The organism is Candidatus Poriferisodalis sp., from assembly GCF_965237655.1.
Classification (GTDB): domain Bacteria; phylum Actinomycetota; class Acidimicrobiia; order Acidimicrobiales; family Poriferisodalaceae; genus Poriferisodalis.
In genome coordinates this window covers 502,044-525,074 of sequence record NZ_CBDEGB010000001.1, presented here as the reverse complement: position 1 = coordinate 525,074, position 23,031 = coordinate 502,044, and the positions used below count along the sequence as shown (strand labels likewise).

Here is a 23,031-nt window from a genome sequence, read left to right as displayed (position 1 = left end):
ATGCGTTACGCCCCCAGGAGTGCCGCCGGAACAACAGCTATGCCATCGCGGCGACGGTACGCGTGGGATCCGGTGGTGATGACCGCGGCGTCAAGCAGGTCGGGCCCGAGACGTTCGCTCAACCAACGAAGGTGACGCAGATCACGTTCCTCGACTGAGGAAGTGAGCTTGACTTCGAGCGCCACCACTGTGCCGTACCCACGCTCGACGATCAGATCAACTTCACGCTCGCCGCCATGGGTGCGCAGGTGATGAACCCGTGCTTCGTTCTGTTGCGCATAGACCTTCACCGACAGCGTGACGAGTGACTCGAAGAGAGCACCGAGCAATGGTCCATTGCGAGCAATTGCCGGACCGCCAGTGGTGCCGGCGAGAAGTTCATCGGCGTCGCAGCCGAGCAGCCGAGCAGCCAACGCAGGATCGGCAAGGTGATGGGTGGGTGACCCAGCTAGACGGCGCAACGGGTTCCGGGTGGGGTGCCAAGCCGAAACCTCGTCGAGCAGCCACAGCTGTTCCAGAGCCGTCCGGTACGGGAGAGTGGTGGATCTCGCTGGTTTGTGGCCTTGGGACGTCGCCGCTGCGTCACGCACGGTTTCGAACGATGCTGTCGTTGAGGTTGCTGCTGCGTAGGCCATCAGCCAGCGACGCAACGTGTGGGGATCACGTACACGACGGTCGAGGTCATCGAAGTCGTGCTCTGCGATCCGGTCCAGGTATCCGTCGAGGGCAGACCGCCGAAGACGACTCGAGAGGCGCCGGATTCCCGGAAAGCCAGACCGCATGATCTCCTCGGCGTAATCGACGATGGTCGCATCGGTCTCGCCCGTCAAGTCGGGCCGGGTGCCACTCAGCAATGAACCGAGACTGACCGTGGGCACCACGGGCATTCGTTCCGCCAAGGACATCGGTCGCATTCGAACGGTCACGATTCGACCTGCCCCCGAGTGCGTCGGCTTGCGGGTTGGCGTTGCTGAACCGGTCAGCAGGAATCTGCCCGCAGTGCCGTCTGCGTCCACTGCTCGCCGCACCACGTCCCACGACTCGGGCATTCGCTGCCACTCGTCAATCAGAATTGGCGGTTCGCCCTCGATCAATCTCTGGCGTTGAGCTCGGATCAAGGCGTACTGGTCGGCGTCGTCGAGCCGGTGAACGGTCTTGGCCCGCCGCAATGCAGTCTCGGTCTTGCCGACACCGCGGGGCCCCTCAATGGCGATCGCCGGCAGACCTTCGATGAGCTCGTCCAGTTCTTGGTCGACAATTCGAGGGATGTAGCCGTCGGGTGACATAGCTCAACACTACAGATTCGACGCACTGTGAACTACATTTTCGACGCACTGTGAACTACAGATTCGACGCGGTCAAGGTGCTCTTTGCGTCCGGGGTGGGGCTCCTGCGCTGAGCCAGGTGGCTGCTGCTACTGCTGCGAATACTGCTGCGCCCGCTGGGACGGGGGGCTGGTTGGAGGGTTTGATCGTGACTTCGATGTTGGGGGTGTCGGCGGAGCGGGCTATTTCGAAGCTGCGGATGGTGAGGTCTTGGACTTCGCCTTTGGCGTCTACTGACAGGGACTCGGAGGTGACCCAGCTCCAGGCCATGTGGGTGGCGCCGATTGCGTAGCTGCGCAGGGTCACGTTGTCGAGGGGGTCTCCAGCTTCGATGTGCACTTCGATTCCGGTTGGACCGACCGTTGCCTGGGCTGTGGCTCCTGCGGGAGACGTGATCTTGACCGTGGCGGTGCCGCTCGTGTGGAGTGGTTCGCCGGATTGCAGCCGCTCTAGCGCTGTGGCCAGCATGTTTGCTTCGGCCCAGACTGCGGCGCGTAGTGCGAGCGAGGTTGGGGGGCCCGGCACTTCTACTTCTTCGATCGTTGCTGCTGGCAGGACGGCTCGGAGGATGTCGGCGGCGCCGGGTGTTCTTGCTATTCGGATGATTCCGGTTCCGTCGGCTCTGAGGCCTGCAGCTAGCGGGGGGCGCTTGGGGCCTCGGCGTACTGCGTCTTCTCGTGACCACAGCGCGCAGACTGGCTGGCCGAGTTGGGCTGCGAGCTGCCGTGCCTCGTCTTGGACCGGCGACGATGTCTTGCCTCCGAATGCACCGCCGTTTGCCAGCGGATCGGATGGTTCGCCGCCGGGCACGCACCATGCAGCGTCGGTTTCGAGGTAGCCGGGCTCGGTCCAGCAGGTTGCCAGGCGGACGTCCCATGCTTGGCCAGCCGGCGGGTCGGGGATCTCGATGGGCGGGGCAGGTTCGAGCGTGCTGCGGCGACCCTGCACTTTGGCGGCCTGGCGGCGCGCCTGCGTCAGGGTCTCTGCCGCAAACCAGTTGCCGTCTGGTCCGGCAACCGCAGTGAGCGTGCCTGGGGGTGCTCCGTCGGCGCCGAAGTCGAGCCCGCCCAGCACACTGACCGGCACCGATTGCTGCGGGCCGCCGGTCTCGATGCTGGCGCGACGGGCGGCGGCCTCTGGGTCACGTTCGGGGACGTCTGCGGGTGGCGACGCGGCATGGTTGGCGGCTTCGCGGATGGTCTGCCAGCCCGTGCAGCGGCACAGGTGCGCCGCCAGCGCTTTGTCGACCGTCGTGCGGTCCGACAGATCGGCGCCGCGCCGTTCGTGGCCCACGAAGCGACACACAATGCCTGGCGTGCAGAAGCCGCATTGGGTGGCACCGCATGCAAGAAATGCCTCCGACCAGCGCTGTCGCTCGGTGGAGTTCAGCCCAGCAGCTGTGGTGACGTGGCGTCCGGCCACTCTGCGAGCCGGTGTGACGCAGGCCACGCGGGGCGCGTCGTCGACCAGCACCGTGCAGCAGCCGCACTGCCCCTGAGGGCTGCAACCGTCGAGGACCGCCTCAATGCCGAGACGGTCGCGCAGCACGCCGAGCAGCGTGTCGCCGTCGTCGGGAACTTCGACGGCTACGCCGTCGACCACGAACTGCAGGAGTGAGCCTGTGCTCGCCCGGCCGTCGGTCGGGCCAGGCTCGATGTCAGACGGGCTCAGCTGAACGAGCTGCCGCAGCCGCAGGTGCGCTGCGCATTGGGATTGTCGATGGCGAAACCCGATCCCATCAGGCCGTCGGTGAAGTCGAGCGTGGCGCCTTCGAGCAGCTGCGCGCTCATCGGATCGGACACCACCTTGATGTCGCCGTACGACTTCGACATGTCGTCGGAGGCCGTCTCGGAATCGAAGAACATTTCGTAGCTGAAGCCCGAGCAGCCGCCCGGCCGCACTGCCACACGCAGCGCCAGCACCGTCTCGCCTCCCGACTCAGTCAGCTCCTGAGTAATGAGTTCGTGGACCTTTTCAGCGGCGGTATCGGTCAGCGTGATCACAACAGTGACTCCCGAATCAGCCCGAATTGGGCAAATGTTCTGAGGCCGATGCTAGTGCCATCGGAGCCAGTTGCACAGGTGTGGCTTGAAACTGCGTGCAGCAGGCCGAAGGAGCCATACCCGCCGCAGCAGGCGCCGGCCTGTGGGGCCACCCGCAGCGGCGTTACCCTGCCTCGGCGTGAGCACCTCCACCGATGCTCCCGTGAATGACGAGGCGATGATCGCCATCCTTCGCGGTGTCATGGACCCCGAACTGGGCGACAACATCGTCGACCTGGGCATGGTGCGCAACGCCTATCGCGAGGGCAGCACCGGGCATGTCACCGTGGCACTGACCACCGCCGGCTGCCCGTTGCGCGCCACGATCAAGCGGGACTGCGAGACGCGGGTCGTTGGGCTGCCCGGCATCACCAACGTACGGCTGCACTGGGACGAGCTGAACGCCGCCGAGAAGGCGCGGGTGATGGAGCGTGCCCGGCGCACCGCCCGCGACAGCGCCACACCGAGCCAGGTGCCCGCCAGCGCCCGGGTGCTGGCGGTCGCGTCGGGCAAGGGTGGCGTGGGCAAGTCGTCGGTAACGGTGAACCTGGCGACGGCGTTGGCTTCACGCGGCTTCGTCGTCGGGGTGATGGACGCCGACATCTGGGGCTTCAGCGTTCCTCGGATGCTGGGCATGGAGGGCCGCCTCAGCGCCCGCCCGCCCGCTGAGGGCGAAGAGCGGGGCAAGATTCTGCCTGACGAGCGGCCTGCCGGCAATGGCCTGCTGAAGGTCGTGTCGACCGGGCTATTGGTGGAGACCGAGGAGACCGCGCTGATGTGGCGGGGTCTCATGCTCGCCAAGGCCGTCGAGCAATTCCTGCACGACGTGGACTGGGGCGAGGTGGACTACCTGCTCATCGACATGCCGCCCGGCACCGGCGATGTGCAGATGGCGCTGGCGCGCCTGCTGCCTCAGGCCGAGATGCTGGTGGTGACCACCCCCGCGCTCAGCGCGCAGAAGGTGGCGGTGCGTGTGGCCGACATGGCTCGTCGCAGCCACATGCCGATCGTCGGCGTGGTGGAGAACATGAGTGCGTTCGTCGCACCTGACGGGCAGCGTTGGTCGTTCTTCGGCGAAGGCGGCGGCGAGCGGTTGGCTGCCGATCTTGGCGTGCCGCTGCTGGGCTCGATCCCGCTGGAGCCGGCGGTGTCCGCTGGCGGCGACGCTGGTGAGCCTGTGACTGGCAATGGTGCTGGCGGGCCTGCCGCCGAGGTGTTCGAGCAGATCACTGAGCGGTTGGTCAGCGAGGTTTGCCCGCCCGTGGACATGGGTACCTGCACTGCTCGTCTGGAAGGCCCGATCTCCGTCACGCTCAGCTCCCGCCGCAGCTAGGGCATGGACAGACCCCACCCCTGGGAACTCATCGTCTAGCTGAGGGTTTTCTTCTTCCAGCGAGCCTGGCCCAAACGGATCGGTTGACTGGGGCTCAGCTCCACAGTTCTCCGTCGCGCAGGGCCTGGTGGAAGGTTTCGAGCGGCCAGACGTCGATACCGTCCTCAGTGCGGAAGGCGCGGCGGCCTCGGTAGATCACGATGCGTCGTGCGAGGCCCGGCAGGTCGGCTGCTGCTTGAAGTCCTTTGACGAAGGCGGAGATGTATCGCTCCGCTGCCGTGACCTCGATCGCTGCGTGCCGGTGGTCGCGGCGCAGCACGAAGTCGACCTCGATGGTGGACTCGGTCGCTGCCCAGTAGGTGATGTCGTCATAGAGGCGCTGCTGCTCGTTGTGGGCGCGCAACTGGCCGAGCACCCAGCCTTCCAGCAGGGCTCCGCGTTCCTCGGGGACGACCGGGCCGAACTGCCGCTTGACCGCACGCACCAAGCCCGGGTCCACCCGGTACAGCTTCGGGCGGCGTCGCTCGCGGACTCTCAGCTTTGCCTCCAGAGCGGGAAGCCGGACAGCCAGCAGGGTGTCTTCGAGAATCTCGAGGTAGCCCTCGACGGTCGCACGCGCAACGCCGGCGTCGCGTGCGATGGCTGCGGCGTTGAGTTGCCGCGCGTGCATCAGTGCTGCAACTGGGAGGAATCTGACGAACCCGGCGAGGTTGCGCACGGCGGCTTCGGCGCGGATCTCTTCGCGCAGGTACATCTGGGTGTAGCTCACGAGCACTTCGCCGCGGTCTCGGGCCGCCCACACCAGCGGAATAGTGCCGTAGCGCAACGCCTCGTCGAGGTCGAAGTCGCTGCCCAGTTCCGCGGCAGTGAGCGGATGCATGGCCATGCGCGACGCACGGCCCGCCAACAGGTCTGTGCCCGCGGACTTGAGCTTGCGTGCACTCGAGCCCAGAAGCGCAAACCGCAAATCCCGATCGGCGATCTGGCGATGTACCTCGTTCAGCAGGCTCGGGAGCCGCTGAACCTCGTCGACGACGACCCACTCGCGTGTCCCGACCGCTGAGACCATGCGGCCGAACAGCGCCGGGTCGGCGAGCAGATCGGTGAACAAGGCTTCGTCAAGGAGATCGAATCGCACCGCAGACGGCAACGCCGAACGCACCCATGTGCTCTTGCCGACCCCTCGCACACCGAGCAAGAAGAAGCTCCGATCGGGAACACGCGTCAGCCGTTCGTATAGCACCCCATCAAATATTGCCGAAAAATGCTATCTGCACCGTATATTTTCTGTGCTTCTGGACACGACGCGCGGACCGCTGACCCAAGCACCGATCACGCCCGCTGATACAAGAATCCGGACAGGCCCGAAACCCATGTGCTGCGGCCGTTGTGTGTCAGTCGAGAGTCTTCTTCTTCCAGCGGGCCTGGCCCAAGCCGTTGTCGCCGGTGCAGATCACTTTGGGCGCTGTCTCGGCGCCATAGGTCCAGCAGGTGTGCCAGTAGCCCGCAGACGGATGGCGGGCGTTGTCTGGCTGGGCTGCGCTGGGCGCGTTGTAGTGGTCGTGCTGGGGATGATGATGCGCCTTGGCGGAGTCGTCGAACCATGCCCGGTTGCCCCAGCAGAACACCTCCCCGACAGTGGTGCCGCAGGTGTGCCACACCCCTGCAGACACCGAGTCCCACCGCTGCCCCCCAGGCGACGCGATCACGCCAGTGCAGCGCTCGTCGGCCCCGGCGTCATCGGCGTCGGCATCGGTGGCGTCGGTGCAGACTATTCGAGGGGCAGCCGCGCCATCACGCACGAGCTCTTGGGCGCTCTCGACCGAGCGCCGCTCGCCCCAGCACACCAGCTCGCCGTCTGATCGGGTCGCGCACACATGGGCACCGCCCACCGACACCGACGTGTAATGCAGACCGGCCCCCGCCGCCGGCACATCTTCGAAGACGGCTGCGTCGTGGCCCCAGCAGCGCGTCGTGCCATCGAGCACCAGCCCGCACGTGCGCGAATGCGCCGACCCCTCATCGGTACGGGTCCCGCCCAGATAACCCCCAGCGGACACCTGGATCCACTCCAAGCCGTCAGCGAGCTCAGGCACGTCGAACTCCTCGACGCTGTCGGTCAGATCCGGGTCCTCGCCGAGCTGGCCGTCGTCGTTGCGGCCCCAGCATTCCAAGCTGCCGTCGTCGACCACCGCACAGGTGTGCCACACCCCCGCATCGATCGACACATACTCCAACGTCGTGTCGCTGTGAGAACGATCCGCCGGCGCCTGGCCATAGTCGTTGTTGCCCCAGCACTTCACCGCACCGTTGTCCAACAACGCACACGAATGAAACCCGCCCGCAGACACCATCTCGTAATGACGGCCGCTGCCCGCATCAGGCACCGGCGCAGTGCTGCCAAACGGCCCATAACCCCCTGAGCAGTCCACCCGCGTCGAAGAACCAGTGCCACCCAACACGCACGAGTGATACCCACCAGCAGACACATGAGCCACACCCGCCGCAGGCACCCCCGACACCTCCACATCCCCCACGCGGTAGGTGTAGATCTTGGCATCGACCTCGTCGACGACGAACATGGTGACCCCGTTGGACCAGATGCCTCTGGGGTTGTCGTTGTCGGCGTGCAGCTCGAACTCCGCTGCCGGGACTCGGGTGTCGTCGGCGACGCGCACCGCCCGCACCGTGGACTCCCCGACCTCGACGCCCCACATGATCGCCCCGTCGGTGAAGATCCCGTGGAGATCCAACCCGTCCTCGCCGAAGCCCAGATCGCGGCTGGTGTCCTTGGTGCCGTAATCGTTGCCCGCCGTAGCGGGGTCGTCGAACAGCCGAAACGCCTGCGCCGTCACCCGGCCGCCGCCCGCCGCGACCCACAGATAGTTCCCGTCGCTGGCCATGCCCCGGTTCGACGTCACCCCCACCGTGTCGGCGCCGGTGCCGCTGCGCAACGCGAAATCGTGCCCCGAGGACCGCTCGAGCCCCGGCAGATCGAACGCGTACGCCCACGGATCACCCGAATCCGTGGCAGCACCCTCGTCGCCGGTCCACAAACGGTCCCCGAAACCCGTCACAAAGAACGCCTCGGCGGTGACCCCCGCAATGTCCTTGGCCGACACACGGGACCCGAACGTGCCCGACAGCTCATACCCATACACCTTCTCGTCAGCATCGTCGCCCACCCACAACGTCACCCCGTCAGACCAGACGCTGCGCGGATCCCCATTCGCCGCATCCAACACCAAGTCGGGATAGTGCGTGCGGTCGAGGTCGTCGATTGTCTGGGTGGAGGTCTGCAGCAACGGAGGGTCGACAGTGACGATGCTGCGGGCAGGGACCGGGTCGCCGTCGGTGAGCTTGTCGGGGTCTTGGATGAAGGGAATGGCCTCGTCGGGGATCACATTGTCGTTGTTGGCTTCGCCGCCGTCATTGCCGTCGTCGCTGTTGATTGGCGGGGGGGGGGGGGGTCGCGCGCGCAGGAACGTGGACTGTCGGCTGACGCCCACAGAGTTGACCGCTTTGACGCGGTACACGTAACGCGTCTCGGGCGTGACCTCGGTGTCGGTGAACTCGGTGTCCGCGGTGCCGGTGCTGTCCGCGATGACGTCGAAGCGGCCCACCTCATGGGAATCGCGCAAGCGACGCAGTACCTGGTAGCCGCTGATCGACGCGTCGCCGGGGTCGTCCCAGGCAATGGTGACCTGGTCATGCGCGGCCGACACCACCCGCAGCCCGGTGGGCCTGCCAGGCGCGGCGGGGGTGTCGGCTGCTGCGGGCACTGCGAGCGCGGTCGCTGCCACAACGAACACGACAGCGGCGAGCGTGAGGCGTCGACGCGGCGGGCGTTGGACCGGTTCTCGAACGGCCACTGTCATCCCCTCTGACGCCACCTGATGTGACTCGCAGATTACCATGAATTGTGTTCATGTCATGTGGCCCCGCAGAGTACTCCCCCAACGGCCAAGCGGCCGTCGGCTGGGCGTACGGGATGGAGTCTGAGCAGGGCGGGGATGTCTTCTAGTTCGTCGGCCCAGGCGAGCAGGTCGGCCACGGATCGGTCATCTCGGCTCCAGTTGTCGGCAAAGCCCCAGGGACGTTACCGACGGGCGTGTGAGAGGGCGGCGGTAGTGTCCGGGCGATGAGGCCGCCGTCGGTGAACGACCTGGCGCTGCGGATCGCAGATGTGGGCCTGCCGCACCCATTGCTGGTGATTGCCGCCCGGGCGGCCATTGCCGCCGGCGATCCGGATTCGGCTGCTGACGAGGCACACCGGCTGCGGCGGAGCTTGCTGGGGCCCGCCATCAATGCCACTGGGGTCCTGCTGCACACGAATCTCGGCCGGGCTCCGCTCGGCCATCAGCACAGTCGGGCGCCGCTCGGATTGGAACCTGACGACGAGGGACCGGTGCGGTTCAGCAACCTGGAGTTCGACCTGGCGTCGGGACGCCGCGGTTCACGCACCTCACACGCCTCGCTGCTGCTCGCGACCCTGACTGGCGCCGAAGCGGCACTCGTGGTCAACAACTGCGCCGCAGCGGTGACGCTGGTGCTGGCGGCTCTGGCCCGTGACCGCGGCGTGGCGGTGTCACGGGGAGAGCTCGTCGAGATCGGCGGCGGATTCCGGGTGCCCGAGGTAATGGAGCAGTCGGGCGCGCGGCTGGTGGAGGTGGGCACCACCAACCGCACCCGTGCAGCCGACTACCGGGCGGCCGTTGAGCGGGACGACATTGCGCTGCTGCTGAAGGTGCACCCCTCCAACTACCGCATCACCGGCTTCACCGAAGAGGCCGACGTGGCGGACCTGGCCAAGATCGGGCCACCGGTGGTGTCCGACCTGGGATCGGGCCTGCTGGACGAGCGCTGCCCGTGGCTGGGGACGCGGCCCGACTGGCTGGCCGGCGAGCCGGGAGCGCGGCAGACCCTCGCAGCGGGCGCTGCACTCGTCACGTTCTCCGGCGACAAGCTGATGGGCGGCCCGCAAGCCGGAATCATCTGCGGCAATGCCGATCTGGTGGCCGCCTGTGCGTCGCACCCGCTGATGCGGGCTTTCCGGCCTGGCTCGCTGGTGCTGGATGCGTTGCAGTCGGTGGCGCTGGTGTACCTGCGTCGCGATGCCGATGCGATCCCGTTTTGGCGCATGGCCAAAGTGCCGGTCGACGAGTTGGCCCAGCGGGCCGAAGCGCTCGGCGTCGGCCAGCCAGCACGCACGACCGCGCTGGCTGGCGCGGGTTCGCTGCCCGGTCAGGAGATCCCGTCTGCGGGCATCGAACTCGACGGCGACCACGCGGCTGCGCTGCGGACGTTCGATCCGCCGGTCATTGCCCGCGTCAACGAGCAGACCACCGTGATCGACCTGCGCACAGTGGATCCCGCCGACGATGCCGTCGTCGCTGCTGCGGTGAACCAGGCACTGGGCCAGTAGTCCGAATCACCGCATTGCGCACGTGGGTCGCTTCCGCGGCGCGCTCGGTGTGATCAGAAATTGATGAAAGTTACTGACGCTCTGCCTGCCAGCATGACGAGAGCCGCACTCCGAAGAGTGCGGCTCTCGTGGGCCGAGCGCTGGTGCGCCGAGCCGGTTTGATACCCCTGCCTCGGACGGTTCGATTCCGTCTCGGTCCACCAGCGACCCTAGGGTCGCGGCAACAAGCTACACAAGCCGATTCCCGGGCCCGGCCATTCCTGCGAGCATTCGGCGCAATCCGGCTCGGGCAGGGCAAGCTGGCACCGTGCACATCGTCGGCACTGCAGGGCACGTGGATCATGGCAAGTCCACGCTGGTGCGCGCCCTCACCGGCACCGACCCCGACCGGCTGGCCGAGGAGAAGGAACGCGGGCTCACCATCGACCTGGGGTTCGCTTTCTGCGCCTTGCCGTCAGGCAGGCAGGTCAGCTTCGTCGACGTTCCCGGGCACATCCGCTTCGTCAAGAACATGCTGGCCGGCGTCGGAGCCGTGGACGCCTCGCTGTTCGTCGTGGCTGCGCCCGAGGGCTGGAAGCCGCAATCGGCAGAGCACCTGGCGATCCTCGAACTGCTCGGCATCTCGCACGGCGTGGTGGTGCTCAGCCAGATCGGTCTCGTCGACGACGAGCTGGCCGAGTTGGCCCGGCTCGACGTTGCCGACCACGTCGAAGGCACGTTCCTCGAAGACGCGCCGGTGATTGCCACCGACGCCATCGATGGCACCGGGCTCGACGAGCTGCGGGCCGCGCTCGACGACCTGTGCGCTGCCACGCCCACGGCATCGGACCGGAACCGGCCCCGCCTGTGGATTGACCGGTCGTTCGCCGCAACCGGAGCGGGCCGGATCGTGACCGGCACGCTGGCGGGCGGTGGCGTGTCAGCCGGCGACGAGCTGGCGACCGCGCCAGGCGGCCGGACGGCCCGGATTCGAGCAATTCAGACCCAGGGCGCGGCGGTCGAGCGCATCGGACCGGGACACCGGGTCGCGCTCAACCTGACCGGTGTCGATGCCGACGATCTGGGACGCGGCATCGCGCTCGTGCGGCAGGGCCAGTGGCACCGCACCCGCAGCATCGACGTGGAACTGAGGGTGCTGGACAGCCTCGGCAGCGATGTCACCCGGCGGGGCGCCTACGCCTTCTACCTCGGATCGGGCGAATGGCCCGTGCGGCTGCGAGTGCTCGGACCCGAACGCATCGCTCCCGGCGAGACCGGCTACGCCCGGCTGCACCTGCCGGTCGCGCTGCCCCTCGTGCTCGGCGACCGCTTCGTGCTGCGCGACTTCGGCCGGGGGCAGACCATCGGTGGCGGCACCGTGCTCGATCCCGATCCGCAGCTGCGAGCTTCGGTCGCCACGCCCGACGCCCGGCCCGAGCGCATGCTTGCCGAGCGCGGCTGGGTGGAGGCGGCGCAACTCGAGCGACTGACCGGCGAACGCGTCGAGCCCGTACTGGGCGAATGGGTGGCGCCGCCCGAACTGCTGGACGAACTGCTTGACGACCTGCGAGAGGGGGTCGAGCGGGCCGGTCCCCTCGGCCTGGACCTGGCTGCGCTCGACGAACGACAGCGTCTTGCGATCGAGGTCCTCGACGGGATCGTGATCGACGCCGGACGCGCCCGGCGGATGGACGCGGCAGATGTGCTCGCCGACCATCCCGTCATTGCCGAGCTTGCAGCGGCGCCCTTCTCACCGCCCGAGCCAGGCGGTGTCACCCAGCAGGAGCTCTTGGCACTGTCGGGGCGCGGCGACCTCGTTCACACGGACGGGATCTGGTTTGCCGCTTCCGCCATCGAGGCCGCGGCCCAGCAGATAGCGGACCTGCTGAGCGCTCAGCCGGACGGCGTCACCGTGGCCGAGATCCGCGAAGAACTGGGCACGACACGCAAGTATGCGCTGCCGCTGGTGGGGTACCTGGACCGGACGGGGGTGACGCGTCGACGGGGAGATCTTCGCATTGGCGGGCCGCGGCTGCCCCCGGTATCTGATTGACGCCAGTGCAGGACTGAACCCGCGCTGGCGCGCAGCGCCAGCGGGTGGTGGCTGGTGGAACTGTGGGGGACTGCTAGCTGGCGTCGGTGCGCACTAGCAGCATGTTGCGGCGCTCGATCTCATTGCGCCCGCCCCAGATGCCATGCGCTTCACCGACGTCCAGCGCGTGATCGAGACAGTCAGCGATCACTGAACACTGGTTGCAGATGGCTTTCGCGCGCGCCTCGCGCTGAGCTTTCTCGTCGCGTCGCTCAGTGCGGGGCGGCGGGAAGAACACCGCCGCCTGAGGTCCTCGACAAGCTGCCCTGTCCTGCCACTCCTCGACCAGCAAAGCGCTCATGTGTCCCCCTTCTTGGGGGGGACATTAGAGGACAAGAATTCACTTGACAAGAGGTAAACGAAACCTCATTCGGTTTCGGAAACCGGCGCATCAGCCCGTTTCTTGCGCATCTCGCGGTAATCCACCGCTGCACCTTCGAGCGGCTCCACCTCCAGCACCACCCCGCTGAAGCCGCTGACGCGCAACGGTTCACCCGCCTGCAGCGGTGTCAGCCGGTTCACTCGGGCCCGCCACTGGGCACCGTGAACTTCGACAGTGCCGTCGGGATCGATGTCGGTCACCGCAGTGCCCGCAACCCCGACCAGCCAATCCCGGCCCACAGTGGCGGTGCCGTACCGGGTCCGGACCAGCGCAGGCATGCCCGACAGCACGAATACGCCGACCATCACGAGGCCCACGACCAGCGGGATCCAACTCATCGAGTGCTGGCCGAACAGCAACAGCGAGCTGACGAGCAACGCCACGCCGCCCACGGCAGTCCAAAAGCGCGGCACGCCCGTTTGGATGTCCACAGCGAACGCCACGAAGGCCGCGATGAGCAGCGCAAGCGCCCACGGTCGAATGTCGAGTGTCCCCAAGCCGAAGGCCGAGAGCAGCCCGCACAGAGCACCCACGACCGCGGCGACGCCGATGCCGCCGGTGTAGAAGTCAAGCAGCAGCAACGACAACCCGGCGAGCAGCAGCAAGTAGGCCACCGCCGGGCTGGCAGCGGTGTGGAACAGGCCGTCGAGCAGCGGCAGCTTGACGAACTTCACGACCACATCGGGGGCCGGGGCTCGCCGCACCACACCGTCGTCGCCGGTGACGTTCTGCCCGATCGGCGGCAAGTAGCCCGTATCCGACATGGCGAAGATGAACTCGCCGATCGAGGGAGCCGTGCTGTGGATGAGACCCTCGCCCATGGCAGATTCGGCGTCGAAGTACCGGACGCTCGTGCCCGAGTGAAGCCCGTCGTCGTCGTGACGGTGGAACCGCTCGGCATCGGGACCATGGGCATGAATGAGGCCCTGCACTGCGGTGAAGTCGCCGATCCGACCGCCGGGCGCGATCGCGGCGAAATCGGCCATGGTGACCAGGTGGGCAGCGCCTCGGAGCGCCTGTGCGCCGCTAGGTCCGACCCACACGCCCACCGGCAGGTGCGCGAGGTGCATATTGTCGAGCAGTTCGACGAGTTCGGGGTCGTCGAGCGTGGTTCCGGCACTTTCAACCTGCAGCACCACGCCGATCGCGTGACGCCCTTGCGCGGTGGCGATTTCCCGCGTGATGTACGACGCCATGATCGGATCGATGAGGCCGTTGACTTCCACCACGACGATCTGTCGGGAACCGTCGTCGCCCACGATCTGGGGGTTCTCGCTGTCGGGGGCGTGGTCAGCCGACTCCTCGTGAGCGGACGCCGGCGAGATGGCCAAGCCCAACACGCCAGACACCAGCAGCGTCGCGGCAGCGAGGCGCGCGAACCCGCGGCGGCGGTTCTGTCGTGCTTTCACCCAGGCTCCCTGGATCGGCGACGGCCCGAACTCTAGGAGCGCTGCCCAGATGTGCGACGCGAGCCGGACCGGCCGCGACACGACGCCCAGCAGTGCAGACCCCATTACCCTGCGCCATCGTGACCGACGTGCTTCTGGCCACCGACGCAGACTGGGTCGTCGAAGAGGTGGCCGCCGCGCTTTCCGGGGCCGACGTGACCTTCCGGGTCGTGCGATCAGGTCACGAGGTCCGGCCCGCGGTGGCGGCCAGCACACCTGACCTGGTGATCCTGGACTTCCAGATCGGCAACATGGGCGGCATGGCCACATGCTTGGATTTGCGGCTCGAATCCGGCATGGGCAGGCTGCCGCGGGTGCCGGTGCTGATGCTGGCCGACCGGGAAGCCGACGTCTTCTTGGCCCGGCGTTCTGACGCCGATGCGTGGCTGATCAAGCCGCTCAACCCGTTGCAGCTGCGGCGCACCGCGCACCAACTGCTGGAGCGCGACGCCGCGAGCGCCACATAGGCGGCCGTACATTCCGGTAGCGCTTGCGCTTGCGAGACCGGTAACTTCGGCCGGAGCGATCAGCCAACGGTGATCGCAAACGGGCAGTGGCGCAGGTTGGTAGCGCGCTTCGTTCGGGACGAAGAGGTCGTGGGTTCAAATCCCGCCTGCCCGACCATTCTTTGCGAGCGCAAGGCTTCGCCGCGCTCGCGACAATAGAAGGGCGTGATGCAATCTGACGCAGCGCGCCGGGTTGGCTTCATCGGGCTGGGCAACGTGGGCGGCAAGCTGGCCGGTTCCCTTCAGCGCAACGGATTCGAGCTGGTCGTGCGCGATCTGGATCCGGCTGCGATGGCGCCATTTCTCGATGTCGGTGTGAGCGAGGCCTCATCGGGTGCTGAGTTGGCGGAACGCTGCGACGTGGTGATCACCTGCCTCCCGACGCCCGCTGCGTCAGCGGCCGTGCTCGAAGCTCGCGACGGCGTGCTGGCTGGGTTCTCCTCGGCTGCGTTAGCCGGGCCGGCCGGATCGGGTTCGAAGATCTGGGCTGAGATGAGCACCACCGATCACCACGAGGTCCGTCGGCTGGGAGCGCTTGTGGAAGCCGCCGGTGGCACCGCTATCGACTGCCCGGTATCGGGCGGCTGCCACCGGGCCGCCACCGGCAACATCTCGATCTTCGCCGGCGGCGAGCGGGACACCTTCGAGGCGATGCTGCCGCTGCTCACGACGATGGGGCGCCGCATCCTGTACACTGGAGCGTTGGGCTCCGCGTCGATTCTCAAAGTGGTCACGAACTACCTGGCCACGGCCAACCTGGTCTCGCTGTGCGAGGCTTTGGTCACCTCCCAAGCGGCGGGAATGGACCTGGCCACCGCGTATGAGGCCATCCGCATCAGCTCGGGCAACTCGTTCGTGCACGAGACCGAGAGTCAGGTCATCCTGAATGGCTCGCGGGACATCAACTTCACCATGGACCTGGTGTGCAAGGACATCGGCCTCTTCGCCGACATTGCCGCTGAACAGGGCCTGCCGCTGGAGCTGTCGCCGCTGCTGGTGGACGTGTTCGCCGACGGTGCCGCTCGCTACGGCGACCGGGAGTGGTCGCCGAACATCATCCGGCGGCTCGAGGAAGCCACGGGGCGGACCATTACGGCACCCGGCTTTCCGGCCGAGATCGTCGACGACGAGCCTGAGGTGCCCGGCGCCGAAGTAGCAGTGCGCCGCGGCGACGAGTCCTAGGCGCCGCCGAGAACTTCGGCACTGTGTCTCAGATCGCCGAGAGAACCTCGGCGATTTGAATCGCGTTGAGCGCCGCTCCCTTGCGGAGATTGTCGCCGACCACAAACAGTGCCAAGCCGTGTTCGACGGTGGGATCGCGGCGGATGCGACCCACGTAGGACGGGTCACGGCCCGCTGCGCTGAGCGGTGTGGGCAGATCGGCCAGCTCGACACCCGGCGCATCGGCCAGCAGCTCGGTCGCCCGCTCGGGCGAGATCGATCGCTCGAAGCGCAGGTTCAGCGCAAGCGAGTGCCCGGTGAACACCGGCACCCGCACACAGGTGCCCGATACCGCCAGATCACCGATGCCTAGGATCTTCCGGCTCTCGTAGCGGAGCTTCTGCTCTTCATCGGTCTCGCCGCTGCCGTCGTCGACGAAGTTGCCCGCCTGTGCCAGCACGTTGTGAGCTATCGGGCCTGGGAACTTGTCCGAGGCCGGGTGGGTGGCAGCATCGCCGTCGAAGGTGAGCGCAGCGGCACCCTCGGTGGTCGCAGCCAAGGCACGGACGAGCTCGTCGACGCCGGCGAGGCCCGCTCCGGACACCGCCTGGTAGGTGGCCGCCACCATCGACACCAAGCCGGCCTCAGCGTGCAGCGGCGCCAGCACGGGCATTGCCGCCATCGTCGTGCAGTTCGGATTGGCGATGATCCCCTTCGGCGCGTTGAACACCTCCTTGGCGTTCACCTCCGGCACCACCAGCGGGACATCGGGGTCCATGCGCCACGCCGAGGAGTTGTCGATGACTGTCGGACCTTGTGAGGCGACCCGCTCGGAGATCGCCAGCGACGTGGTCTTGCCCGCCGAGAACAGGGCGATGTCGAGACCGGTGAAGTCGGCTGCTGCAGCGTCCTCAACAGCGATCTCGGATCCGTTCCACGACAGCTTGCGGCCGGCCGAGCGGGCAGATGCGAACAGCCGCAGCTCGTCGATCGGGAAGTCCCGTTCGGCGAGGATGTCCCGCATGACGCCGCCTACCTGGCCGGTGGCTCCCACGATTCCTACGCGCATGAATCTGAGGCTACCGAGGTCGGTTCAGCGGGCTTCTGCGATTTTCTCGGCTGGTCAGTCGAGGCCGAAGGCTGTGTGCAGGGCCACTGTGGCTCGGTCTACGTCTGCTTCGGCTACTACGCAGGAGATGCGGATCGGCGAGGTGGAGATCATCTCGATGTTGATGTTCTGCGCTGCCAGCGTCTCGAACATGGTGGCGGCCACGCCGGGATGGCTGGCCATGCCGGCGCCGACGAGCGAGACCCGGGCGATGCCGGCATCGGTGTTCGCCGAGGCGAAGCCCACCGTGTCCACCATGCCCTCGCAGATGGCTCGCACCTCGTCGGCGCTCTCTGCTGGAACGGTGAACGAGATGTCCGTGCGGTCGTGATCGCCCACGTTCTGCACGATCATGTCGACGTTGACCGCGGCGTCGGCCAGCGTGCGGAACACCTTGGCGGCGATCCCCGGTTCGTCGCGGACGCCGACCAGTGTGACCTTGGCCTGCGACGTATCCGGCACGATGCCGGTCACAATCGGCTTTTCCATTTCTCTCGCGTCCATGCCTGACTCCGTGTCGACGACCCACGTTCCCGGTTCCCATGTGAATGCCGAGCGCACGTGCAGGGGAACGCCGTACGTGCGGGCAACCTCGACCGAGCGGGCGGCCGGCTTGGGGCAGCCCATGGCGGTCATCTCGAGCAATTCATCGAAGCCGAGACGTGCCAGTTTCCGAGCACTGGGGCACACCCGTGGATCTGTGGTGAACACCCCCGACACATCGGTGTAGAGCTCGCAGGCGTCGGCGCCGAGGCCGTGCGCCAGCGCCACCGCGGTGGTGTCCGAACCGCCGCGGCCCAGGAACGTCACGTTGTTGTCGGTGGACACCCCCTGGGCACCCGCCACGACCGCGACACGCCCGGCCTCGAGCGACTCAGTCACCCGCTTCGGGGTGACCGACAGGATCTTGGCGTTGCGGTGGTTCGTGTCGGTCACAAACCCCGCTTGGCTGCCGGTGAACGAGTCCGCCAGAACGCCCACGTCATGCAGTGCCATGCACATGAGAGCGATCGCCTTGCGCTCGCCCGCCGTGATGAGCATGTCCATCTCACGGCCTGCTGGCTCTTCGGAGATCTGCGTGGCCAGAGTGATGAGCTCGTCGGTCTCCGAACCCATGGCGCTGATGACCAGCACGATCTCGTCGCCGCGGCTGCGGCAGTGCTTCACGTGGTCGGCAACCTCGCGCATGCGCGCGGCGCTGGCGATCGACGTTCCACCGAACTTCTGCACGACCAACGGCACGCCGAGCGAGGGTACCGGGGGGTCTTTCCGCGACCGCCTCTGCGGGCCACTGAGCGGGCATCGGTAGTGTGACCGCCGGTACTGGTCAGGGGACACCTTGAGCCCCGAGATTGCGCCCGCCCTATGCGGGCCGAGGGCACGGAGAACGCCGCTCATGAGCAGCGAGAAGAGACAGCGCCAGCGCGAGAACCGCATGCGGGCGGTGGCCCAAGCCGAACGCGTCAAGAAGCGTTCCACCGTGGCCCGCAAAGTGATGCGAATCGTGCTCATCGCGGCAGCCGTGCTGGTGGCGCTGTGGCTGTGGAGCACCTTCACCGGCGATGACCCTGACGACAGCGGTGACAGCGCAGTGGTCACTGACACCGAGGCACCCGACGTCACCACGTTCGAGACCGATGAGCCGAGCGATGAAGCGCCGCCGGCCAGCGAGGTTGAAGCTGAGACTGAGGCCGATGACAGCCCCGACGACACCGCGGCCGCTGCGCCAGAATCGACGGGCTGTCCGGCCGCCGACGGCAGCGACGGCACCCGCAACCAATTCGACGGGCCGCACCCGCTCTGCATCGACGTCGAGGCGATGTACGCCGCGACCTTCGAAACCAGCATGGGCGACTTCACCATGGTGCTCGACTCGGTGCTCGACCTCGACAGCGTCAACAACTTCGTGGTGCTGGGCCGCTGGGGAGCCTTCGACGGGACACTCTTCCACCGGATCATCGCTGGCTTCGTAGTCCAAGGCGGCGACGTGCAACTGCAGTACGGCACCGGCGGTCCCGGCTACCAATTCACCGGCGACTTCCCCGAAGAGGACTGGTACCGGATCGGCTCGGTTGCGATGGCCAACCGTGGGAATCCGGCCACCAACGGCTCCCAGTTCTTCGTCATCACCGGTCCCGACGGCGCCTCGCTGCCGCCCCTGTACTCGCCGCTCGGCCACGTCGTCGACGGCATGGACGTCGTCTTGGCAATCGAGGGAGTCGAGACCGACCCAGCCGACGCCCCGATCGACGAAGTCGTGGTGCACAGCGTGACGATCACCGACGCGACGGACGCTCAGATCAACGCATACACCGATGCGCGCAGCTAGCCCAGAGCGCGGCCGGCGCGGCCGGCGCGTCAAGCGGCGCTTCGACCAGATCACGCCTAGGCTCGCACTGATGCAGCGCCAGTCAGAAGACGGCCCAACGGAGCCGCCTGGGTCGGGATGGTCATTCCCGCCAGCGTCGACAGCCGATGAGAACGGCCTTGTGGGAGCGGGTGCCGACCTCGGAGCCGGCACGCTGCTGGGCGCCTACCGGACGGGCCTGTTCCCGATGCCGTTGGGCGACACCGTCGGATGGTGGTCGCCGGACCCACGCGGCATCCTGCCGCTCAGCTATCTGCGAGTCAGCCGATCGCTGCGTCGGGCTTGCAGGCGCTTCGACATCCGTATCGACACCGCCTTCGAGCAGGTGCTGGAGTCGTGCGCCGATCCCGCCCGTCCCCACGGCTGGATCAGCGACGACATGGGAAACGCTTACCGGGAGCTGCACGAGCTGGGATGGGCGCACAGCGTGGAGGCCTGGCTCGACGATGAACTCGTAGGCGGCCTCTATGGGGTGGCGATCGGCGCCCTGTTCGCCGGCGAGTCGATGTTCCACACCGAGAGCGACGCCTCCAAGGTGGCGCTGGTGGCGCTGGTGGATGCGCTCAAGGTGACCGGCGGCGCGCTGGTGGACGTGCAGTGGACGACACCGCACCTGGCCGGGCTGGGAGCCGTGGAAGTCGAGCGCGCGGCGTACCTGGAGCTTCTGTCCGAGGCCGTCACCCGGCCGCTGCCTGAGATCTGGCTGCGCCCGATGGTCTTCCGCATGCTCGACGGCTAAGGCCGGTGACTGCCTCCGATTCGCCGCGGCGCTCAAGGCCGTGGCTGATGCGCACGTACTCGGGGCATTCCACGGCACGGGCGTCCAACGAGCTGTACCGGTCGATGCTGGCCAAAGGCCAGACCGGACTGTCGGTGGCGTTCGACCTGCCGACACAGACCGGCTACGACCCTGACCATCCGATGGCACGCGGCGAGGTGGGCAAGGTCGGCGTGCCGGTGGTGCACCTGGGCCACATGGCCCAGCTCATGGACGGCATCCCGCCCGAAGCCATGAACACCTCGATGACCATCAACGCCACGGCGCCATGGCTGCTGAGCCTGTACATCGCCAACGCGCAGAACGCCGGCGTGCCGCCCGACGGCCTGCGAGGCACCACCCAGAACGACATCGTGAAGGAGTACCTCAGCCGGGGCACGTACATATACGGCCCCGAGGCCAGCCGGCGGTTGACCGTCGACGTCGTGGCTTACTGCTCGCAGCACGTGCCGCAATGGAACCCGATCAACGTGTGCAGCTACCACCTGCAAGAAGCCGGCGCCACGCCCACTCAGGAGATCGCCTACGCGCTGGCGACCGCCATCGACGTGCTCGATGCCGTGCGCGACAGCGGCAAGGTGCCGCCTGATCGCTTCGACGCCACCGTCGGCAGCATCTCGTTCTTTGTGAACTCGGGCATCCGGTTCGTGGAGGAGGTCTGCAAAGTGCGGGCCCTCACCCAGATGTGGGACCGGATCTGCTCTGAGCGCTACGGCGTGGCCGACCCGAAGCTGCGCCGGTTCCGCTATGGCGTGCAGGTGAATTCGCTGGGCCTCACCGAAGCTCAGCCAGAGAACAACGTCGCACGCATCACGCTTGAAGCCCTCGGCGTAACCCTGTCGCAACGGGCACGGACCCGCTCATTGCAGCTGCCCGCGTGGAATGAAGCGCTGGGTCTGCCGCGGCCATGGGACCAGCAGTGGTCGCTGCGAATCCAGCAGGTGCTGGCACACGAGACCGACCTGCTGGAGTACGGCGACATCTTTGACGGCTCGGTTGTGGTGGAGGGCCTGACGGCCGAACTCGTGGCGTCTGCGCAGGCTGAGTTGGATGACGTGCTGGGCATGGGCGGCGCCTTTGCGGCCATCGAAGAGCTGAAGGGGCGCTTGGTCGCGAGCCACACCGAGCGCGTACGGCAGATCGAGAGCCGCGAGCTGACCGTGGTGGGAGTGAACGAGTTCACCGAAACCGCCCCGTCGCCGCTGGAAAGCGACGAGTCCATCCTGCGGGTGGATCCCGAGGTGGAAGCCGAGCTCATCGCCGATCTCGAACGGTGGCGGGGGGCCCGGGATTCAAACCGGGTGGTGGCAGCGCTCGACGACCTGCGGGTTGCCGCCTCGGGCGATGTCAACATCATGGGGCCGACCATCGAAGCCGCCCACGCCGGGGTCACCACCGGCGAGTGGGCGCAGGCGCTGCGCGAAGTGTTCGGGGAGTACCGGGCACCGACGGGACTGGGTGGCGTAGGGGCCAGTAGCGCTTCGCTGGCATCGGTGGCGGAGCATTGCGCCCAGATGGCGGGTGGGCCGCCACGGGTGCTGGTGGCCAAGCCGGGACTTGACGGCCATTCCAACGGCGCCGAGCAGGTGGCGGTGGCAGCGCGCAACGCCGGCATGGAGGTGGTGTACGAGGGCATTCGTCTGACACCCGCTCATATCGCCGCGACCGCCCGCGACGAGGACGTCGACGTGGTGGGGCTGTCGATCCTGTCAGGCAGCCATCTCGAGCTGGTGCCCGAAGTGCTGGCGTGTCTCGACGCCGAAGGCGTAAGCGCTCCAGTGGTGGTGGGCGGGATCATCCCGCCGGCCGATCATCAGGTGCTGCGCGATGCCGGCGTGGCCGCCGTCTATACGCCGAAGGACTATGAGCTGTCGGCGATCATGGCTGACATCGCCGAATTGGCCGAGCGAGCCCGCTCCGACGCTGTCTAGGGGGCGGGCCAGGGGTCAGTTTCGGAACCCTGCTGAAGGCAGTCGTTGTCGGCGCCTTCAGGGCGGCCGGTCCAGCGGACTCGGCCGGGGGTCGCGCTGAGCCGGGCAACCACGTTCTGTTGCACCAGCCCGTCGACCTCCACGAAGACCTGTCGGTTCTTGACATGGGGATCGGCGGCGAGCTGGCTCATGTCGAGCACCGGTGCTGCTGCGGCCTGGGCTTCATCGAAGGCTTCCACTGCTTCGGCGAGCGTTCGCTGGGACACCCATTCCGCCATGACAGCGTCCAACTCGGCGCGGTGGGCCATGCGTCCTTCGAACGTCGTGAAACGCTCGTCGTCGCCCACGCCGATCATCGCCATGACCCGAGCGGCAACCGAGTCGCTCGAGGTGCTCACGGCCAGCCAGCCACCGTCGGACCCCTGGTAGGTGCCACGGGGGACGCTGTAGGGAATGCCCGATCCCAACCGGGGCTGCAGGTAGCCCTCGGTGTGCCAGGCGGTCATGAGCGGGCCCATCACCTGCGACATGGACTCGAGCAGGTTGACATCGACAACCTGACCGACGCCGCTACGGACGGCCGCCAGCGCGGCGAACGCGCCCGCGAGTCCAGCGATCTCATCGGTGACCGCAACCGGCGGCAGCAGCGGGGCGCCGTCGGCCTCGCCGTTCATCGAGGCGAAGCCGCTCATGGCTTCCGCAAGGGTGGCGAAGCCGGGACGGTCGCGATAGGGCCCGTCTTGGCCGAAGCCGGTCAGCCGGACGATCACCAGCTTCGGGTTGGCTTCGATCAGCTCGTCAGGAACCAGGCCGAGAGCTTCGAGCTTGCCGGGCCGGAAGTTCTCCACCAGGACATCGGCGACCGCCAGCAGGCGTTGCAACAGCGCCAAGTCGCCGGGTGCCTTGAGGTCGAGCGTCACGCAGCGCTTGTTGCGGTTCACGAGACGCCACCACAGCGTCCCGCCGTCGGCGTCGCGCCAGCCCATGTTGCGAACGGTGTCGCCCCCCGGCCGTTCTACCTTGATGACGTCGGCGCCGAAGTCGGCCAGGTAGCGGGCGCAGTGCGGTCCTGCGAACACCGACGAGAGGTCCACCACCCGCAGTCCCTCGAGCGGCATCGACCCAGATTGCATCAGACGATGCTGCCACGCGC

At 67.3% G+C, this 23,031-nt stretch carries 18 protein-coding genes and 1 tRNA gene; 9 read left to right on the top strand and 10 right to left on the bottom strand.

The genetic code is table 11. The features are described from left to right. Window positions 1-5: 5 nt before the first annotated feature. The 3 genes from ACPXYO_RS02605 to erpA all read right to left on the bottom strand — a co-directional run bounded on the left by ACPXYO_RS02605 (window position 6) and on the right by erpA (window position 3,355). Window positions 6-1,286: an ATP-binding protein gene (locus ACPXYO_RS02605; RefSeq protein ID WP_423916411.1), complete on the bottom strand. Its 1,281-nt coding sequence runs from the start codon at window positions 1,284-1,286 to the stop codon at window positions 6-8. 72 nt (window positions 1,287-1,358) lie between these two features. After that, on the bottom strand, window positions 1,359-2,927 hold the full coding sequence (locus ACPXYO_RS02600) for a 2Fe-2S iron-sulfur cluster-binding protein (RefSeq protein ID WP_423916409.1): 1,569 nt from the start codon (window positions 2,925-2,927) through the stop codon (window positions 1,359-1,361). 65 nt (window positions 2,928-2,992) lie between these two features. Further along, window positions 2,993-3,355, bottom strand: coding sequence for an iron-sulfur cluster insertion protein ErpA (gene erpA / locus ACPXYO_RS02595; protein WP_420624374.1), 363 nt, complete (start codon window positions 3,353-3,355; stop codon window positions 2,993-2,995). 151 nt (window positions 3,356-3,506) lie between these two features. On the opposite strand from erpA, the gene ACPXYO_RS02590 reads away from it, so the two are divergent. Next, window positions 3,507-4,700 (top strand): Mrp/NBP35 family ATP-binding protein, encoded by a 1,194-nt coding sequence (locus tag ACPXYO_RS02590; RefSeq protein WP_423916407.1) that lies wholly within the window; start codon window positions 3,507-3,509, stop codon window positions 4,698-4,700. A gap of 94 nt (window positions 4,701-4,794) precedes the next feature. On the opposite strand, the gene ACPXYO_RS02585 is transcribed toward ACPXYO_RS02590, so the two are convergent. After that, window positions 4,795-5,943 carry an ATP-binding protein gene (locus tag ACPXYO_RS02585; protein ID WP_423916406.1) on the bottom strand — a complete coding sequence of 383 codons (1,149 nt, stop codon included), beginning with the start codon at window positions 5,941-5,943 and terminating at the stop codon, window positions 4,795-4,797. 151 nt (window positions 5,944-6,094) lie between these two features. Further along, window positions 6,095-8,578, bottom strand: coding sequence for a fibronectin type III domain-containing protein (locus tag ACPXYO_RS02580; protein ID WP_423916404.1), 2,484 nt, complete (start codon window positions 8,576-8,578; stop codon window positions 6,095-6,097). A 263-nt stretch (window positions 8,579-8,841) separates the two neighbouring features. Between ACPXYO_RS02580 and selA the strand changes: the two genes are divergently transcribed. Further along, entirely contained in the window at window positions 8,842-10,125 is a 1,284-nt protein-coding gene (gene selA, locus ACPXYO_RS02575) for an L-seryl-tRNA(Sec) selenium transferase (RefSeq protein ID WP_423916403.1), read from the top strand. 307 nt (window positions 10,126-10,432) lie between these two features. Next, complete coding sequence (gene selB, locus ACPXYO_RS02570) at window positions 10,433-12,157, top strand: selenocysteine-specific translation elongation factor (protein WP_423916401.1); 1,725 nt, start codon at window positions 10,433-10,435, stop codon at window positions 12,155-12,157. A 73-nt stretch (window positions 12,158-12,230) separates the two neighbouring features. On the opposite strand, the gene ACPXYO_RS02565 is transcribed toward selB, so the two are convergent. After that, complete coding sequence (locus ACPXYO_RS02565; RefSeq protein WP_423916399.1) at window positions 12,231-12,497, bottom strand: WhiB family transcriptional regulator; 267 nt, start codon at window positions 12,495-12,497, stop codon at window positions 12,231-12,233. Between the two features lie 65 nt (window positions 12,498-12,562). Continuing rightward, window positions 12,563-13,987 (bottom strand): NfeD family protein, encoded by a 1,425-nt coding sequence (locus ACPXYO_RS02560; RefSeq protein WP_423916397.1) that lies wholly within the window; start codon window positions 13,985-13,987, stop codon window positions 12,563-12,565. Window positions 13,988-14,106: 119 nt separating this feature from the next. Between ACPXYO_RS02560 and ACPXYO_RS02555 the strand changes: the two genes are divergently transcribed. From ACPXYO_RS02555 to ACPXYO_RS02545, 3 genes are all read left to right on the top strand, one after another. Beyond that, window positions 14,107-14,493, top strand: a complete 387-nt coding sequence (locus ACPXYO_RS02555; protein WP_423916395.1) for a response regulator transcription factor — start codon at window positions 14,107-14,109, stop codon at window positions 14,491-14,493. 80 nt (window positions 14,494-14,573) lie between these two features. Further along, window positions 14,574-14,650 (top strand) — tRNA-Pro (locus tag ACPXYO_RS02550). 50 nt (window positions 14,651-14,700) lie between these two features. Further along, entirely contained in the window at window positions 14,701-15,714 is a 1,014-nt protein-coding gene (locus ACPXYO_RS02545) for an NAD(P)-dependent oxidoreductase (RefSeq protein WP_423916394.1), read from the top strand. Window positions 15,715-15,742: 28 nt separating this feature from the next. On the opposite strand, the gene ACPXYO_RS02540 is transcribed toward ACPXYO_RS02545, so the two are convergent. Next, on the bottom strand, window positions 15,743-16,762 hold the full coding sequence (locus tag ACPXYO_RS02540; protein ID WP_423916392.1) for an aspartate-semialdehyde dehydrogenase: 1,020 nt from the start codon (window positions 16,760-16,762) through the stop codon (window positions 15,743-15,745). Between the two features lie 54 nt (window positions 16,763-16,816). Next, window positions 16,817-18,043 carry an aspartate kinase gene (locus ACPXYO_RS02535; protein WP_423916391.1) on the bottom strand — a complete coding sequence of 409 codons (1,227 nt, stop codon included), beginning with the start codon at window positions 18,041-18,043 and terminating at the stop codon, window positions 16,817-16,819. A 154-nt stretch (window positions 18,044-18,197) separates the two neighbouring features. On the opposite strand from ACPXYO_RS02535, the gene ACPXYO_RS02530 reads away from it, so the two are divergent. The 3 genes from ACPXYO_RS02530 to ACPXYO_RS02520 all read left to right on the top strand — a co-directional run bounded on the left by ACPXYO_RS02530 (window position 18,198) and on the right by ACPXYO_RS02520 (window position 21,878). Then, window positions 18,198-19,130, top strand: a complete 933-nt coding sequence (locus ACPXYO_RS02530; protein ID WP_423916389.1) for a peptidylprolyl isomerase — start codon at window positions 18,198-18,200, stop codon at window positions 19,128-19,130. Between the two features lie 70 nt (window positions 19,131-19,200). Continuing rightward, window positions 19,201-19,908, top strand: a complete 708-nt coding sequence (aat, locus tag ACPXYO_RS02525) for a leucyl/phenylalanyl-tRNA--protein transferase (protein WP_423916387.1) — start codon at window positions 19,201-19,203, stop codon at window positions 19,906-19,908. A gap of 5 nt (window positions 19,909-19,913) precedes the next feature. Next, window positions 19,914-21,878 (top strand): methylmalonyl-CoA mutase family protein, encoded by a 1,965-nt coding sequence (locus ACPXYO_RS02520; RefSeq protein ID WP_423916385.1) that lies wholly within the window; start codon window positions 19,914-19,916, stop codon window positions 21,876-21,878. On the opposite strand, the gene ACPXYO_RS02515 is transcribed toward ACPXYO_RS02520, so the two are convergent. Next, window positions 21,875-23,011 (bottom strand): CaiB/BaiF CoA transferase family protein, encoded by a 1,137-nt coding sequence (locus ACPXYO_RS02515; RefSeq protein WP_423916383.1) that lies wholly within the window; start codon window positions 23,009-23,011, stop codon window positions 21,875-21,877. The genes ACPXYO_RS02520 and ACPXYO_RS02515 overlap by 4 nt on opposite strands. Window positions 23,012-23,031 lie beyond the last annotated feature (20 nt).